18 protein-coding genes are annotated in these 15979 nt (G+C 47.1%); 1 reads left to right on the top strand and 17 read right to left on the bottom strand.

Annotated features, from left to right (window positions below):
• Window positions 1-192: 192 nt before the first annotated feature.
• From SCACP_RS07040 to minC, 17 genes are all read right to left on the bottom strand, one after another.
• Window positions 193-1446, bottom strand: coding sequence for a glutamate-5-semialdehyde dehydrogenase (locus SCACP_RS07040; protein ID WP_425060640.1), 1254 nt, complete (start codon window positions 1444-1446; stop codon window positions 193-195).
• 30 nt (window positions 1447-1476) lie between these two features.
• The gene (gene proB / locus SCACP_RS07035) at window positions 1477-2604 is read right to left on the bottom strand and encodes a glutamate 5-kinase (protein WP_425060639.1); all 1128 of its coding nucleotides are present in this window, start codon (window positions 2602-2604) and stop codon (window positions 1477-1479) included.
• A 20-nt stretch (window positions 2605-2624) separates the two neighbouring features.
• Window positions 2625-2933: a ribosome assembly RNA-binding protein YhbY gene (gene yhbY, locus SCACP_RS07030; RefSeq protein WP_425060638.1), complete on the bottom strand. Its 309-nt coding sequence runs from the start codon at window positions 2931-2933 to the stop codon at window positions 2625-2627.
• An 11-nt stretch (window positions 2934-2944) separates the two neighbouring features.
• The gene (gene obgE, locus SCACP_RS07025) at window positions 2945-4216 is read right to left on the bottom strand and encodes a GTPase ObgE (protein ID WP_425060637.1); all 1272 of its coding nucleotides are present in this window, start codon (window positions 4214-4216) and stop codon (window positions 2945-2947) included.
• A 58-nt stretch (window positions 4217-4274) separates the two neighbouring features.
• A complete protein-coding gene (locus SCACP_RS07020) occupies window positions 4275-4508 on the bottom strand; it encodes a Spo0B domain-containing protein (RefSeq protein ID WP_425060636.1) in 234 nt (77 codons plus the stop codon).
• A gap of 134 nt (window positions 4509-4642) precedes the next feature.
• Window positions 4643-4939 (bottom strand): 50S ribosomal protein L27, encoded by a 297-nt coding sequence (gene rpmA / locus SCACP_RS07015; protein ID WP_425061342.1) that lies wholly within the window; start codon window positions 4937-4939, stop codon window positions 4643-4645.
• A gap of 22 nt (window positions 4940-4961) precedes the next feature.
• The gene (locus SCACP_RS07010; RefSeq protein WP_425060635.1) at window positions 4962-5285 is read right to left on the bottom strand and encodes a ribosomal-processing cysteine protease Prp; all 324 of its coding nucleotides are present in this window, start codon (window positions 5283-5285) and stop codon (window positions 4962-4964) included.
• Window positions 5286-5294: 9 nt separating this feature from the next.
• Window positions 5295-5606 (bottom strand): 50S ribosomal protein L21, encoded by a 312-nt coding sequence (gene rplU, locus SCACP_RS07005; RefSeq protein WP_425060634.1) that lies wholly within the window; start codon window positions 5604-5606, stop codon window positions 5295-5297.
• Window positions 5607-5743: 137 nt separating this feature from the next.
• Complete coding sequence (locus tag SCACP_RS07000) at window positions 5744-7180, bottom strand: Rne/Rng family ribonuclease (RefSeq protein WP_425060633.1); 1437 nt, start codon at window positions 7178-7180, stop codon at window positions 5744-5746.
• Window positions 7181-7196: 16 nt separating this feature from the next.
• Entirely contained in the window at window positions 7197-7904 is a 708-nt protein-coding gene (locus SCACP_RS06995) for a TIGR03936 family radical SAM-associated protein (RefSeq protein ID WP_425060632.1), read from the bottom strand.
• On the bottom strand, window positions 7904-9763 hold the full coding sequence (locus SCACP_RS06990) for a TIGR03960 family B12-binding radical SAM protein (protein ID WP_425060631.1): 1860 nt from the start codon (window positions 9761-9763) through the stop codon (window positions 7904-7906). Before SCACP_RS06990 ends, SCACP_RS06995 begins: the two co-directional genes overlap by 1 nt.
• A 106-nt stretch (window positions 9764-9869) precedes the next feature.
• On the bottom strand, window positions 9870-10742 hold the full coding sequence (locus tag SCACP_RS06985) for a site-2 protease family protein (protein WP_425060630.1): 873 nt from the start codon (window positions 10740-10742) through the stop codon (window positions 9870-9872).
• A 12-nt stretch (window positions 10743-10754) separates the two neighbouring features.
• Window positions 10755-11507 (bottom strand): M23 family metallopeptidase, encoded by a 753-nt coding sequence (locus tag SCACP_RS06980; RefSeq protein ID WP_425060629.1) that lies wholly within the window; start codon window positions 11505-11507, stop codon window positions 10755-10757.
• A 168-nt stretch (window positions 11508-11675) separates the two neighbouring features.
• Window positions 11676-12782, bottom strand: a complete 1107-nt coding sequence (gene rodA / locus SCACP_RS06975; protein WP_425060628.1) for a rod shape-determining protein RodA — start codon at window positions 12780-12782, stop codon at window positions 11676-11678.
• Window positions 12783-13026: 244 nt separating this feature from the next.
• Window positions 13027-13305, bottom strand: a complete 279-nt coding sequence (gene minE, locus SCACP_RS06970; protein WP_425060627.1) for a cell division topological specificity factor MinE — start codon at window positions 13303-13305, stop codon at window positions 13027-13029.
• A 29-nt stretch (window positions 13306-13334) separates the two neighbouring features.
• Entirely contained in the window at window positions 13335-14126 is a 792-nt protein-coding gene (gene minD / locus SCACP_RS06965) for a septum site-determining protein MinD (protein ID WP_425060626.1), read from the bottom strand.
• Window positions 14127-14177: 51 nt separating this feature from the next.
• The gene (minC, locus tag SCACP_RS06960; RefSeq protein ID WP_425060625.1) at window positions 14178-14849 is read right to left on the bottom strand and encodes a septum site-determining protein MinC; all 672 of its coding nucleotides are present in this window, start codon (window positions 14847-14849) and stop codon (window positions 14178-14180) included.
• 170 nt (window positions 14850-15019) lie between these two features.
• On the opposite strand from minC, the gene SCACP_RS06955 reads away from it, so the two are divergent.
• Window positions 15020-15976, top strand: coding sequence for a bile acid:sodium symporter family protein (locus tag SCACP_RS06955; RefSeq protein WP_425060624.1), 957 nt, complete (start codon window positions 15020-15022; stop codon window positions 15974-15976).
• Window positions 15977-15979 lie beyond the last annotated feature (3 nt).

Below are 15979 nucleotides of genomic sequence, written 5' to 3'. Positions count from 1 at the left end.
CCGGATCAGTTATCTTTTAAGCATTTCTGACTGGGCCATAGAGATAAATTACCCACACCCCTACTTCAGATCTGTTTTTAGCATTAAAACTGGTGAGTCCGTACCACTTTTAGGTGATACGGACTATTTTTGTGGGCATTGCAAACCACCGTTACCTTTAACCTCATAGTTTTCACATAGCCCCGGAATTAATTACCGTATTTGCCCATTGCCGTTGACAACATACTTAATGCTGGTGAGCTCAGGCAAACCCATCGGACCTCTGGCATGAAGCTTTTGTGTACTAATGCCGATTTCGGCGCCAAAGCCGAATTCAAAACCGTCAGTAAAGCGGGTTGAAGCATTGACATAAACGGCAGCGGCGTCAACTTCCTGCTGAAACCGCCGGGCGTTATCATAATCGCGGGTAACAATAGCCTCAGAATGCCGGGTGCTGTAAGCGGCAATATGCTCAAGCGCCGCGTCCAGGTTGCCCACCACTCGTACCGCCAGGATAAGGTCTAAGAATTCAGCAGCCCAATCTTCTTCAGTAGCTGGCTTTACAGCTTGATGGTATTTCATAGTCTCAGGGCAGCCGCGCAGGTCAACGCCGGCTTGGTGATACCGCTCCAGCATAGCAGGTAAAAAATCGGCAGCTATCGCCTGGTGTACTAATAGTGTTTCCATGGCATTACACACGCCAGGACGCGAAACTTTGGCATTGAAAGCAATGTCTTGGGCCATGGCCAAATCGGCAGTTGCATCAACAAAGGTGTGACAGACACCGGTGCCTGTCTCAATTACCGGAACAGTGCTGTTTTCCACTACAGTTTTAATAAGTCCGGCCCCGCCGCGCGGAATAATTACATCCAGATATTTATTAAGTTTAAGCATTGCAGCCACAGCCTGACGGTCAGTAGTCTCGACAAGCTGAATAGCGCCCTCCGGCACACCGGCGGCATAGGCAGCCTCAGCAATAACGGCAGTAACAGCAGTATTCGAGTTGATGGCTTCTGAACCCCCGCGTAAAATGACGGCATTGCCTGCCTTTAGGCACAGCCCGGCGGCATCAACGGTAACATTAGGACGGGCTTCATAGATAATGCCAATAACACCAAGCGGCACACGCACTTTGGTGATGTTAAGGCCATTAGGTCTAACCCAGCCTGATAGGCTTTCACCCACCGGGTCAGGCAGAGCGGCGATCTGTCGTACCCCTTCGGCCATGGCTTGTATTCTGGCTTGGTTTAATAACAGCCGGTCAATAAGCGGTTTAGCCATGCCGCCGGCTTCGGCCCGCTCAACATCTTTAGCGTTAGCGGCAACAATTGTGCTATACCCGGTCTCCAGGGCGTCAGCCATAGCTAAAAGCGCCTTGTTCTTTACCGATGTAGACAACGCTGCCAGTTTTCTCGCTGCTTGTTTAGCTATCGCGCCTTTTTCGGCAAGCTCAGCCATATAGTCCATATTACCTCTCCCCTTTCGTCTAAGACGAGCTTATACCAATAAAACCATGTTATCGCGGTGGACAACTTCATCATATGTCTTAAAACCCAATATATCGCTAATTTCATTAGTGTGAACACCCATGATTTTTTTTACGTCTTCAGCGCTGTAGTTGGTAATGCCCCGGGCCAATTCCCGGCCACTGCCGCTTACAATACTAACAGTGTTGCCTAGTTCAAAATCACCTTCAACTTCTACAATCCCGGCAGCCAGCAGGCTTGAACCACCGGTTAGCAGTGCCTGCTCACAGCCTTTATCCACTGTCACCCTGCCGCTTACGGTAACACCGAAAGCCAACCAGCGTTTTCGAATTTGTAAACGATTTTCTTTGGAGATAAAAATAGTGCCCACTTTGTTTCCTTGCAGCACTTCGCGAACAACGCCGTCTCTGCCACCTGAAGCAATGACCATAGTTACACCAGAGTTAACAGCAATTTTCGCAGCCTGAATTTTGGTGTACATACCACCTGTGCCACGGAGTGTCCCCGGCCCACCGGCCAATTCTTCGATATCAGGAGTAATGTCGGTAATTTCGCTTAGCAGTGTGGCATTGGGTTCGGTCTGGGGATTAGCTGTGTACACGCCTTCAACATCTGACAAAATTATCAGCAAATCGGCGTCAATAATGCTGGCAACCATGGCGGAAAGTGTATCATTGTCGCCAATTTTAAGTTCGTCGATAGCCACGGCATCATTTTCATTGATAATGGGAATGACACCCTGATTTAGGAGCGCTATTAACGTATTGCGGGAGTTGGTATAGCGCTTGCGGTTAACCGAGTCGGCGCGTGTAAGCAGCACCTGAGCCACAATTTGGCCATATTCTCCAAACATTTTTTCATAGATATGGAGCAGGATACCTTGACCAACGGCAGCGGCCGCCTGTTTTTCCGGAATGGTCTTGGGTTTCTCTTTTAATCCCAAACGGTCCATCCCGGCGCCAACCGCGCCGGAAGTAACCAGGATAATCTGTTTGCCCTGATTGGCAAGGTCAGATAATTCACGAGCTAATTTCTCAATTCTAAGCAGGTTTAGTTTACCGGTAGCATGAGTCAACGTGCTGGTACCCACCTTGACAACAATGCGTTTCGCATCGGCGAGGTTTTTTCTGGTAAGCATATACTGATACTCCCCCATAATTAAGGCAGTTCTATCTTGGATTTTTCCTCATTTCTCTTATATAATAAACCATTACGGCCAATTACTTGCACCAATTCGGCGCCGGTGGCTTGAGCCAGCGCAGTAATAGCTGCTTTAGGTTCTTCCGGACTGTTTTGCAATACCCGAACTTTAATAATCTCCCTGGCCGCCAAAGCTTGTGCGGCACTTTCAACGACAGTGTTTACGATGCCGCCTTTCCCAATTTGAACAACAGGGTCAAGCGTGCTGCCGAGCGCCCGCAAAAACCGTTTTTGCTTGCCTGTTAGTATGCTTGCGTTATCTTGCAAAATAGTTTCCCCTACGGTCTAAACTCAAATTCCATATCACGGATCCGGACAGTATCGCCTTCCTGAATGCCACGTACCCGAAGTTCCTCTTCTATCCCCAATCTGCGCCATATGGCCTGGAACCGGCGGACACCTTCGTCATCGCCAAACCTAGTCATAGCTACCAGCTTTTCAATGCCTTCGCCTTCAACAATATAGGCGCCGTCATCGTCCCGCCTGATGCTAAACTCATCTTCAGGCTTGGCTTCATAAACCTTGGCCTCTTCAATTTCTTCAGGCTCCTCAACATACTCAGCCAGGAGCTGCGCCGCCCGTTGCATGAGAGCCGGCAACCCATCGCCGGTGGCGGCAGAGATTGGATAAATCTCATGACCTAAGCCAGCCATATAATCAGCCACCCGCTTATAATTCTCCTGGGCTTCAGGCAGGTCCATCTTATTGGCGGCAATAATTTGCGGCCGTTTGGATAGTTTTTCGTTATACAACTTAAGTTCATTGTTAATTTTATGATAGTCGTCAATAGGATCGCGGCCTTCCATGCCGGAAACATCAATAACATGAATGAGCACTTTGGTACGCTCGACATGGCGGAGAAAATCATGCCCCAGCCCAATTCCCGCGTGCGCTCCTTCAATTAATCCCGGGATGTCAGCCAACACAAAGTTTTGTCCCTGGGCAATGCTGACCACCCCCAGTACCGGCGACAAAGTGGTAAAATGATACGCGGCAATCTCAGGTTTTGCAGCTGATACCATGGCGAGAATGCTCGACTTGCCCACGCTTGGATAGCCAACAAGGCCAACGTCAGCAAGTAGTTTTAGTTCCAATAAAAGCACTCGTTCTTCGCCCGGTTCGCCCAGTTCGGCAAAGGTAGGCGCCCTATGGACGCTGTTGACAAAACGAGCGTTACCGCGGCCGCCACGGCCGCCTTTGGCGACTACGATCTGCTGACCTGGTTCGGTAATATCGCCAAGAACTTGACCGGTCGCTTCATCTTTAACTATAGTTCCCGGCGGCACTTTAACTAAGAGGTCATCGGCACTGCGGCCATGCATGTTGCTGGATTGACCGTTAGCACCGTTATCGGCTTTAAACTGCCGTTTATAACGGAAATCAATAAGCGTGTTCAGGTTGGCATCGCCAATTAACACGACATTGCCGCCGCGGCCACCGTCCCCACCGCTTGGCCCGCCTTTAGGAACGTATTTTTCCCTGCGGAAACTTGACATGCCGTTGCCGCCGCTGCCCGCTTTCACGGTAATTTTGGCTCTGTCGATAAACATAGAAATCCCCTTGTGCTTTTTATATGTAATATGCGCTATCGCAGTAATATTTATCAAATTAAGGTTGTATATTTTTTAAAACTTGCTCACTCTGGTATGTTGCCAAAACATTAGATACCAGTTCCGGATCATGCGCCAGTTTTTCAATATACTGTAGCGCTTTTTCGTCGCGCCCCAACTGAATCATAGCATGAATAACCTGCAGATGATTTAAAAAGTCGTGGCGCTGGATGCGAAGCAGTTTTATCACAGCATTACATGACATTACTTGAGGACATTCAGGGTTTGTCATTCTATCAATCCTTCCGAATAACTGCCGAATGATATGTCTTTCGCCCTCGCGCCCTAAAATACCTGTCGACTTTTGGCATTTTTGCAAAAAAATAAATAAAAAACCTGCGGCTATTGGGGAGCCGCAGGCAATTCTTACATGATGGCTTCTTCAGCTACAGGATACACACTAACTTGACGGTCATAACGGCCTTTACGTTCAAAAGACACTTTGCCGGGAACTTTAGCAAACAAGGTATCGTCTTTGCCAATACCGACGTTATTACCGGGATGGAAATGAGTACCACGCTGGCGGACCAGAATGCTGCCTGCAGTGACAACTTCACCGGCGTGACGTTTAACGCCCAGGCGCTTAGCCTCACTGTCGCGGCCGTTGCGGGAACTGCCCACACCTTTTTTATGAGCAAATAACTGTAAGTCAAAAGAATGCAGTTTGAATTTTTCCATCGTACTTTCACCTCCTGTGCTCAATAATTCGAACACTCTTCGGATATAATTTGGCGATTTCGTTCAAACCGAGCAGCATGGTTTCCAGCACCGCACCTGTTAGACTGTCAGGCTGGCCAATAAGTTCCATCTTAATAGTTCCGGCCGTATCATGCATCAGTTCAATATCCCGCCCGAGGTGGCGTTCAATTCCCATGATAGCCGACTGGACAAGAGCCGATACTCCGGCACACACAATATCCTGACCGCGCGGCGCAACTCCGGCATGACCGCTTGTTTTAAAACCGGTAATCGCCTGATTGTTATCACGAATTAATTCAACAATAATCATTGTCCGGCCTTAAGCAAAAATTTTTTCAATACGAACTTTTGTGAACGGCTGACGATGACCTTGACGACGACGGTAGTTGGATTTTGCTTTATACTTAAAAACCAAAATCTTCTTACCTTTACCATGGGACACTACTTGAGCGGTAACTTTAGCGTCAGTTACCAACGGTTTGCCGATAACTACTTCACCATCTTTTACCACAGTCAGAACACGATCAAACTCAACAGTCTGCCCCTCAGCGGCTTCAATCTTCTCGATAGTGAGCATATCGCCTTCGGCAACGCGGTATTGTTTACCACCGGTTTCGATAATAGCGTACATATTGCACCTCCCTACAGCAAGACTCGCCGAATACGGTAAAACGAAACACGGTTTCGTTTGTTTACGACACCTCTCCGTGCGGTTGGGTGTAGGCAAATGCCTACATCACGAAATTTTATCATAATGATAATAGTTTGTCAATCAGATTTCCAAAGCAAAGAAAACGTCTCAGGATTCATGCGCAGTGTGGCTTCAACCACAAGGCTTCTCGCCGTTTCCTGCTCAAGCCGCTTGAGTTCCCCTGGCCTGTTTAAGAAATCGGCTACTTGGGGATGAACCTGAATTAAGAGCCGCCCGCCCGGGCGGGAACGCTTGTTTAGTTTTCGCAGTTCCCGTTTTATGTCGATTACTACCGTTTCAGGTGACTTAATGCGTCCTTTTCCCAGGCAGCACGGGCACTCACTGTAGAGCATGCTGTGAATGTTCTGTCTGGCCTTTTTTCTGGTCATTTCAACCAGTCCCAAGCTGGTAATGCCAAGTACATTGGATTTGGTGCGGTCTTTTTTAAGCGCAAATTCCAGTTCAGCCATCACGGCTGAGCGCTGTTCCGCTTTGCCCATATCAATAAAATCAATAATAATGATACCACCGATATCTCTGAGCCTTAACTGCCTGGCAATTTCCGCCGCCGCTTCCATATTGGCCTGAAACACTGTTTCTGACAAGTTAGTGTCACCGACAAATTTACCGGTATTGACATCAATAACAGTCAGCGCCTCGGTATGGTCAATGACCAGGTAGCCACCACATTTTAAGTCAACCCGCCGGTTACGCAGAGTTTCCAGCTTATTATCAATACCAAACCGGTTAAACAAATCGCCGTCATAGTTGCCTGACTCATAAAGCCGGACACTTTCAATAAATTCCGGCGATATGTATCTAAGCAAATCAACAACCCGGTTGTAAGCCTCTTGACTGTCGATAATAAACTCAGTAACATCGTCTGTCAGATAATCGCGAACAATCCTGATAACCAGGTCGGCATCACGGTAAAGTAGTGCCGGTGCGTTTATCCGTTTGGCTCTGGTGCTTAAGGTTGACCATACATTAGTAAGATAGGCCATATCTTTCATAAGTTCGTCATAACTTTTGCCTGCGGCTACCGTCCGAACAATAACTCCCATACCGTCCGGACGAAGCTTCTCAGCCAGTTGCCGCAGGCGTTCCCGCTCAAATTCATCTTCAATGCGGCGGGAAATACCAATATAATCGACATTGGGCATAAGTACTATATAGCGGCCAGGCAACGTCAGGCTAATCGTAGCCCGCGGCCCCTTGTCACCCATAGCGTCCTTAGCAATTTGGACCAGTACCTCCTGGCCGACTGTTAAACGCCGGCAGGCGGCTTGACGGCCGGCGTCACCCATATATAAAAAAGCGTTTTTGTCCCGCCCAATATCAACAAATGCAGCTTGCATACCGGGAAGAACGTTTTTTACTTTTCCTTTATAGATGTTGCCAACCAAAGGTCCGTTTTCACTACGTTCTACCGATATCTCCATGAGCTCACCGTCTTCCAGGAGCGCCACTCTGGTTTCTTCCGGCATCACGTTGGCAATAATACTTTTATTCATCGTTTTTCCTCTTGATTTATAATTCAATAGGCGAACGGCATACCCGCCCGTCTGTTACATAGAGCCCGGTCCGGTTGATTAGCGCGTTGTCTTTATCAATGGGTAAACCAAAATTCACGGCTAACGCAGTCAAAACCTCAGCGGGTTTGACGCTGCCTTCCGGAGTAATTTTTATTGAAAGACCGATAATTATTGCTGCTTGCTTGTCGGTCACCGGCCTAATGGCAACTGGTGCGGCAAAATATTCCTTAATATCAATTTCTCGCCGGCCTTTGGGGGATTCTTTAATATAAATCACTTTGGTTTCACTATTGAATTTGTTTATACTTGCTGCCGCAGTCTCCCAGACTGCCCCGGTTGCCAACGGTACGGTTATTTCGTATGTAGCCAAATTAACTACAGCCATGAGCGCTTGACTGCGCTTCCCCATATATTTGGCCGCTTTCAGTCCAATACCTTCAGGCAGTTGTGGTTTTAGGCGGGTTTCAACACTGGCAAGGTCCAGTTCTTCAGTCAGTTCAATATCCAGATATTCGGCATCGCTTGTCACCCCTACGGCCAGCGCCGAAGCAAACGCCAGCTTCATATGGGGGTTAAAGCCCTCGGAATAAGCTGCCGGCAGCTTAGCACGGCGGATAGCCCGCTCAATTGTTCCGGCAAAATCTAAGTGGGAGACATAGCGGACTTCTTTGCCTCTGGTTATCATAAGCCGTAATCTGGCCATTATGCCTGCCCCCTATCGATAATTTTCACATCTAAACCCTGACACACGCCGCACACACCGCACTGTTCACGGCGGCAATCGGGTGTGAAGGCTGCATTTTGCGCAGCTTGCCATTCCCGCGCCAGAAAGGACTTATCCACACCTGCCGACAAATGTTCCCACGGTAAAAACTCACTAAGTTCCCGGTTACGGCTGGCATAAACGGCAGGATCAAGTCCCTCGGCAGCAAATGCATCCATCCACACATCATAGTTAAAGTGCTCAGACCAACCGTCAAACTTGGCGCCGTTTTGCCACGCCCTGAGGAGCACTTTTCCCAGACGGCGGTCACCGCGCGCAAACACGCCTTCCAGGAAACTGGTGCGCGCGTCGTGCCAACTCAGTGATATGCTGCGGTCTTTGATCAGCGATCTTAGCAGCTTTTGTTTACGTTCAATCTCTTCTATCGAATTTTGGCCAAACCACTGAAAAGCAGTATGCGGTTTGGGTACAAATGATGATACGCTCACCGTAATTTTTGCGCCTTTGCGGCCTGTTATCTGCTTATAAAGATCTGACACGCGCTGGGCCAGGACGGCAATACCGGCCACGTCTTCATCAGTCTCGGTAGGCAGGCCAATCATGAAGTAGAGCTTAATAGTTGACCAGCCTGATTTAAAAGCCGCACTTACCGCTTCAGTAAGGTCGTCCTCAGTCACACCTTTATTAATTACGTCGCGAAGACGCTGGGTACCGGCTTCAGGCGCGAACGTAAGACCGCTTTTTCTCACCTGCTGCACTTGCTTGGCAAGATCAATTGAAAAACTGTCAATCCTGAGCGACGGCAGCGACACACTCACTCCCTGCTGCTTAAACCTGGCTATAAGTTGCTTGATTAAAGGGCTGAGACAGGAGTAGTCGGCTGAGCTTAATGACACTAGCGAAATTTCATTATAGCCGGTATTATCCACCAGTTCCTGGACATAATTAATGAGTGTCTCCATTTTACGCTCACGCACCGGACGGTACAATATCCCGGCCTGACAAAAACGGCAACCCCGGGTACAGCCCCGGAACAGCTCAAGCATGATCCGGTCATGAACAATTTCAATAAAGGGTACGATGGGTTTAGTGGCAAAAGTTACTGCATCAAGGTCTTTTATCACCCGTTTGCTAATAACAGGCTTGGCTTCAGGCATGAGCGGACGTATACCGGCTGCTTGTCCGTCATCATGATACTCCACCTCATAAAAGCCGGGCACATAGATACCCTGAAGCTTGGCCAATTGTTTGAGAACCGCGGGTTTGCCACCCGGTTTGCCGGCTTGTTTCCAGTCGGCAATAGCGGCAGCCACCTCACTAATAACTTCTTCGGCTTCGCCTAAGATAAAGAAATCAACAAAATCGGCCATAGGTTCAGCGTTAAAGGCACACGGCCCGCCGCACACGACCAGCGGGTGTTCTTCTCCCCGCTTAGCTGCCAGCACGGGAATGCCGGCCAAATCAAGCATATTAAGTACATTACTGTAACTTAGCTCATACTGGAGTGAAAAACCTATAATATCGCACTCAGCAACCGGCCGCTTGGTTTCGAGCGTATAGAGCAGGATACCGGCATTTCTCATTTCAGCTTCCATATCTACCCAAGGAGCATAAACCCGCTCGGCAAAGGTATCAGGACGATCATTTAATATCTGGTACAATATTTTAAGCCCTAGGTTGGACATACCGACTTCATACACGTCAGGCATAGCCAGAGCAAAATTCACTGTAACCGCACTAGAGTTTTTGACCACGCTGTTCCATTCGTGGCCGGTATACCTGGCTGGCTTCATTACCCGGCTTAAAATGGCAGGGCTTACAGGATCTAAGGAACGCATTATGTACCTCCAAATAAATAGCTATAAAAGATATTATGTATTTTTCCGCTGGAAATATCAAGACTTATTTTTCCCAACTATCCTTAAATTTAAAAACTTGATAGAATCAAAGAAATTCGTTTACCTTGGCCTTGATTCCCCGCTTTAGCAGTCCTTCCCATACTTCAGTTTCAGTCAGGGCGCCGCATAGACGGAAATCTTGGTCAACTATATGGATGATATAATATTGCTCCGGCCCAAACAGGCGGATTACGTCACTGATGGTCGCGTTACTCATAGCTGTGAGATGACTGGTAGACATAACACCACTAACCGAAAGCTCAGCTTTTTTACTAGCCAGAATGCGCATAGCGCGAAACCCGGCTAGGTCATTTTCGGTACGGGCAGTGATTAACAAAAACCCTGCGGCAATAATTATCGTCAAATTTATTGTATTGTGTAACAAGTAGCCTAAACCGGCAAGTATTAATAGCATAAAGCTGATTATATTGCTTATCATCACAACAATGGCGGTGGCATTACGATAATCACGGCGGCGGGTCAGTATCGCCCGTAAAATTCTCCCGCCGTCAAGCGGCAAAGCTGGCAGCAGGTTGAAACCAGCCAGCATGAGATTGACTTCACCTACAAAGCTCAGTACTTCCTGCCAATTACCTGCTTCACCGATTCCTGCATAACATAAAGCCGCCAGAACCATGCTTGCCAGCGGTCCGGCGGCTGCTATCATTATTTCACTGGCCGCTCCGGCATCAGCCAGGCGCTCAATACGTGCTGTAGCGCCAAACGGCAGCAGTTCAATTTGTTTGACTTTGTAACCTAACCCGGCTGCCATCAGCATGTGTGCCAATTCATGCCACAAAACAGCACCAAATACCAGCATCACCTTACTTGCCAGGCCGGCAACCGTAAATAAGGTTATCAGTACTAAAAACCAGTTATTTAATATGATCTCAACCCCTGCAATCCTACCAGCCCGCATATTTCACATCCTTTACTTGTTAAATTCCCCTTTTATTCTGGTAAATGGATCAACAGCTTTACCGTTTTCCCGCAGTTCAAAGTAAAGCCTGGTCGTAGTGGCCGTGCCGCTATTGCCTACCCGGGCAACCACCTGTCCCTGGCTCACGGCCTCACCTTCTTTGACTAAAATATCTAATAAATGCCCGTAAACCGTCTCGATATTCTGACCGTGTTCAAGTATTAGCATTTTGCCGAACTGAGCGCTATCAGTAACTATCTTTACTTTCCCCGCAGCAGCAGCGCGGACGCTTGACCCGGTAGGAGCCGCAATATCAATTCCCTCCTGTAGCGTCTCCTGCTTAAGCGCCGGATTATTTCGCCAGCCGAATTGCGTTATTACCTGCCCTTCCACCGGTTTGGTCATATACATTAGCGGGTCGGCCGGCCGTGAAATAGTGGCCTGTACTTGCTTAAAAACAGGAACATTAGTGATATTGGCAGCATTTGGCCAATACGCAACAATATATTCGGTAGCTTTGGCCGTATAGTAAGCAAAGTCAGTATGAGTCGCCAACATAAGCCTCACAACGCCGGTTACTTCCTGCCCGATCTTAGTATCCGAGACCTGAGCGCCATAAACCACGGCGAACATTGCCAGGGCAACTACTATCTTTTTTAACCAGGTGTAGTCGGCCGGGTCTTCATAGTAAGACTGCCACGTTCTGTCGTTATTACGTATTCCAGACTGCCAGCGGTTTTTCAGACTATTCCACAACTTTGCCATATTAAGCCCCCCATACATAAACCGGCTTAAGTTTCCTTATGAATATATATGACAAAACCACAGAATTATAACTCGGAGAACAGCATCTTGCCTGCCTATAACGGTAAAAATACCAGTCAAGCCCTAAACTTCAACCAAAATTAACAGCCGGGCCTCAGCCCGGCTGTGTCAAAACAATATCTTTTGGCGACGCATATAAATGTTTAACAGTATTCCAATACTAACCAGATTGGTGGTTAACGAACTGACACCATAGCTCATAAGCGGAAGCGGAATGCCTGTAACCGGCATGATGCCTGCTGTCATGCCAACATTAACAAGCACGTGGAACGCCATCATGGAAGTAATACCGGTTGCCAGCAGTGTGCCAAAATTGTCACGGGCAGCGCCAGCGATTTTTACGCCCCGGTAAAGTAAGATAAGATACAATAATAAAACAAATGTGGCGCCAACAAATCCCAATTCTTCCCCGATAACCGCAAAAATGAAATCGGTATGGTTCTCCGGCAGGAAGTTCAACTGGCTCTGAGTACCGTTAAACAATCCCTTACCAAACAACATGCCTGATCCAATGGCAATCTTGGACTGAATTATATGGTAGCCTGACCCCAAAGGATCGACGTTCGGATCGATAAATACTGTTAGGCGCTTTTTCTGATAATCTTTTAAAAAGTGCCAGAATATCGGCATAAAAGCTATACCTGCGCCGACAATAGCCATCAGATGCCGTGTGCTGATGCCGGCGATAAAAATCATACCAAATAATATGGCTATAAACACCAGCGACGTCCCAAGGTCAGGCTGCTTCAACACCAGGAGGAAGGGTATGCCGACATAAATAAAAATCGGGATTATTTCTTTAAATGTGTTAAGCCGGCCGGTACGCTTATCCAATATCTGCGCCAAAGAAATAATCATAATCAATTTGGAAAACTCTGACGGCTGTAAGCTTATCGGACCAATCTGAATCCAGCGCTGCGCCCCAAGCGCCGACTGGCCGATAAACATAACAGCCAGCAACATAATCAAATTGAGAACGTACAAATATCCCGAAACCTTTTCCAGCGACTTATAATCGAAGTTTAGCGTGATAAAAATAATTGCAATATTGGCTAAAGCAAACAGGCCTTGGCGCTCGACATACCAATACCTGTCCTCACTGGGACCGTTGATATGGGTAGCGCTGCCGATAATAACCAGACTGACAACAATGATAAGCGCAGTAACGCCAATAAGTATAAAATCCAGATTTCGCAAGAGGCGCTGGTTAAGCATAGATACACTAACCTTCTCTCTATCAATGTCCTATTTATCCGATCGCTAACCGCCACTAATACCCTCGCTTTTTAAGCGGCGGAATAAGTGGCGCTAAGCTTCTGGATTAGTTCAACTAAGTCTCAGAGGGTGTTAAAACTTCCTCTGAGACAAGTTTCACTTTATTATAATAGTATTTCCCGTTTACGTCCAGTATTAGAGGCGGAAAAAAACAGAGCAAAATCCTTGCCCTGCTTAAAAACCGTTATTCCCCCGGCAGCACGCTCCGTTTCATACGATTAACCGGAATATTAGCTACCAGCGCTACCTGAGTATTGGTCTTTGTTAAATTTATTTCCATCTCGGATTCATTGATATCCATATAATTTGAAATAACTTTAATCATATCATCTTTAATAATTTCCATGAACTGCGGCGATACATTTACCCGGTCATGCACCAAGACAAAACGCAGCCGTTCTTTGGCAATATCTTTTGAACCTTGCGGCTCTTTACCGAACAGTTTCTGAATTATTTCAAACACCTTCTTTCCCCCCTTAAGCTAACCAGTTTTTACAATCCCAGCACTTTTTTAAAGCGGTTCCATAAACTATCATTGGGCTCAAGGATCATGAGCGGCACGTTTTCGCCCATCAGCCGGCGTACGATATTGCGATAGGCAGTACTGGCCAGGGCCGATGTGTTGGCAACCGCCGGTTCGCCCCGGTTGGTAGAAATCACAATGTACTCATCTTCAGGGATAATTCCCAATAGATCGACAGCAAGGATCTCAATGATATCATCAATATCCATCATATCACCCTTTTTAACCATAAGCGGCCTAATTCGATTGACGATAAGCTTAGGGTTGTGCTTGCCTTCTGATTCTAATAGGCCGATAATTCTATCAGCATCCCTCACTGCCGACACTTCCGGGGTAGTGACAATTATGGCGCGGTCTGCGCCGGCAATAGCGTTTCTGAATCCCTGTTCAATACCGGCCGGACAATCGATGATTACATAGTCAAATTCTTGGGCCAAATCCTGACATAATTGACGCATTTGATCAGGGGTAACGGCATTTTTATCCCGAGTCTGAGCTGCCGGCAGCAAGTAGAGCGTTTCATAACGCTTATCGCGGATAAGAGCCTGCTTTAAGCGACAGTTGCCCTCGGTTACATCAACTAGGTCATACACAATTCGATTTTCCAGTCCCATTACTACGTCAAGATTTCTTAGCCCAATATCAGCGTCCACCAATACGACTTTTTTACCCTGAAGAGCAAAACCGGTACCAAGATTGGCTGTGGTAGTCGTTTTGCCTACGCCGCCTTTACCGGACGTTATTACGATGACCTCACCCATATTTATATGTACCCCCTATACAAGAGAATTTTTCACGGCTATTTAAAATCCTCATATTGAAAAATCATTATGTGCCGGCTCAATAATAACTACATCACCGGCGATGCGGGCTGTTTCCCGATAAGCAGGCTCGTCCTGATTATCAGGAGCCCGGGCAATCAGCCCGGCTATTCTTAACTGACCTGCAACCAGCTTATCAGCCGTTATAGTTGCCGTCTGATCACCGTTGGCACCGGCATGCGCAAGTCCCCGGCATGTCCCATAAACGGTAATATGCCCACTGGCAACCACCTCGGCACCGGGATTGACGTCGCCCATAATAACGACAGAACCGTTAAATACTATTTTTTGACCGCCACGCAACATTCTTAATACAACCAGCGTCTGACCGCCGCCAGCTTCTTGGCGGTACTCAACCGGAATGTCGCCAACTTGCTCATTGGAGCCAGCGTCCGTTTTTTCTGACGATAGCTCCTGGGCAATTGACTGCTCGTGCAGAGTCAGACCATAGTCTGCCAGCAAATTAATAAGCTGTCGCCGTTCATCACCAGTAAAAATGGTGGAACCGGATAACACTTTCACGCCAGCACTACCAGTAAAAAAATGCGCGGCAGATTCCAACTTGTCTTTAAGCTGCTCCAAAATCACGGCAAAATCGGCAGATTCGTTGATAAGCAGCTCAAGCCCGCCTTTGCCTCCTTTAAATACTACATCCTCCCGCATATCTTCTCCTAAATTTTACCATGCATTAGTATCTATATGTCAACTAAAATTCGCCCTATTTGCTAAATTTCCTGCAGGCTAACTATTACCTACTTTTAAAATTACTGAAAAGGTAATCAACCGGCTTTGGCGAAATATATTAAAATTACTTTAGTTAAGGAGGAAAGTTTATGCTCAACTTATTTGCCAAATGGAATGAATGGTTGGGCCACCATATGTTCTATATAGTATTGTCCGGACTGTTCATTGGTTTTGTTATCCCATTACCTGACTCCCCGGCTTTACGTATGATAGTGGTCGGTTCATTTGCCTACATGACATTTATTACTGCCCTTGGCACAAGTTTTAAAGAATTCCTGAAGGTACTTAAAAATCCGGTTATTCCAGCATGGATAATCATATTAATCCATATTGTCTCACCGTTTATTGCCTGGTTGGTTGGCTGGGCGCTATTTACCACTGACCAGTATACCAGGCTGGGCTATCTGGTGGGAGCTTCAACACCTATTGGCGTAACTTCAGTAATTTGGACGGCGCTGACTAACGGCGCCGTCTCGGTATCGCTGGTAGCCGTAACGCTTGACACACTTATCGTTCCGGTCATGCTGCCACTCTTTTTTAAAATTATAATTGGCCAATCACTTCAGATTGATTATGTCCAGATGATGCTGCAAATGTTATGGATGGTTACCATCCCCAGCTTGCTCGGCATGGCTATCCATGACTATAGTAACGGCAAAGTTACAGATCTCACCAAACATGCCGGCGGCTTTATTTCTAAGATTGCTTTTTTCTTGGTGATATTTATTAATGCCGCTATTGTCGGTCCGAGTATCAACTGGGATTGGTCAACACTCAAAATCATTCTGGTAACTATGTTTCTGGTGGCCGCAGGCTATTACACCGGGTTTTTGGGTTCATATGCCTTTAAAGACAGATCAAAAGAAATGGCGTTGGCCATGGTTTATTGTGTCGGCCTGCGAAATATCAGCTTCGGACTGGTCCTTGCTTTGTCCTTCTTTCCGCCAGCGGTTGCTGTACCAATAACCATGTTTATACTGTATCAGCAGCCGTTTGCTGCAATTGTTCCCTACCTGTTCCGGCGCTTCAGCAAGGAAGCCACATAAAAA

It is taken from the genome of Sporomusaceae bacterium ACPt, from assembly GCA_041428575.1.
In the GTDB taxonomy this organism is placed as follows: Bacteria; Bacillota; Negativicutes; order Sporomusales; family Sporomusaceae; genus Sporomusa_D; species Sporomusa_D carbonis.
This window is presented reverse-complemented; position numbering and strand designations above follow the sequence as displayed.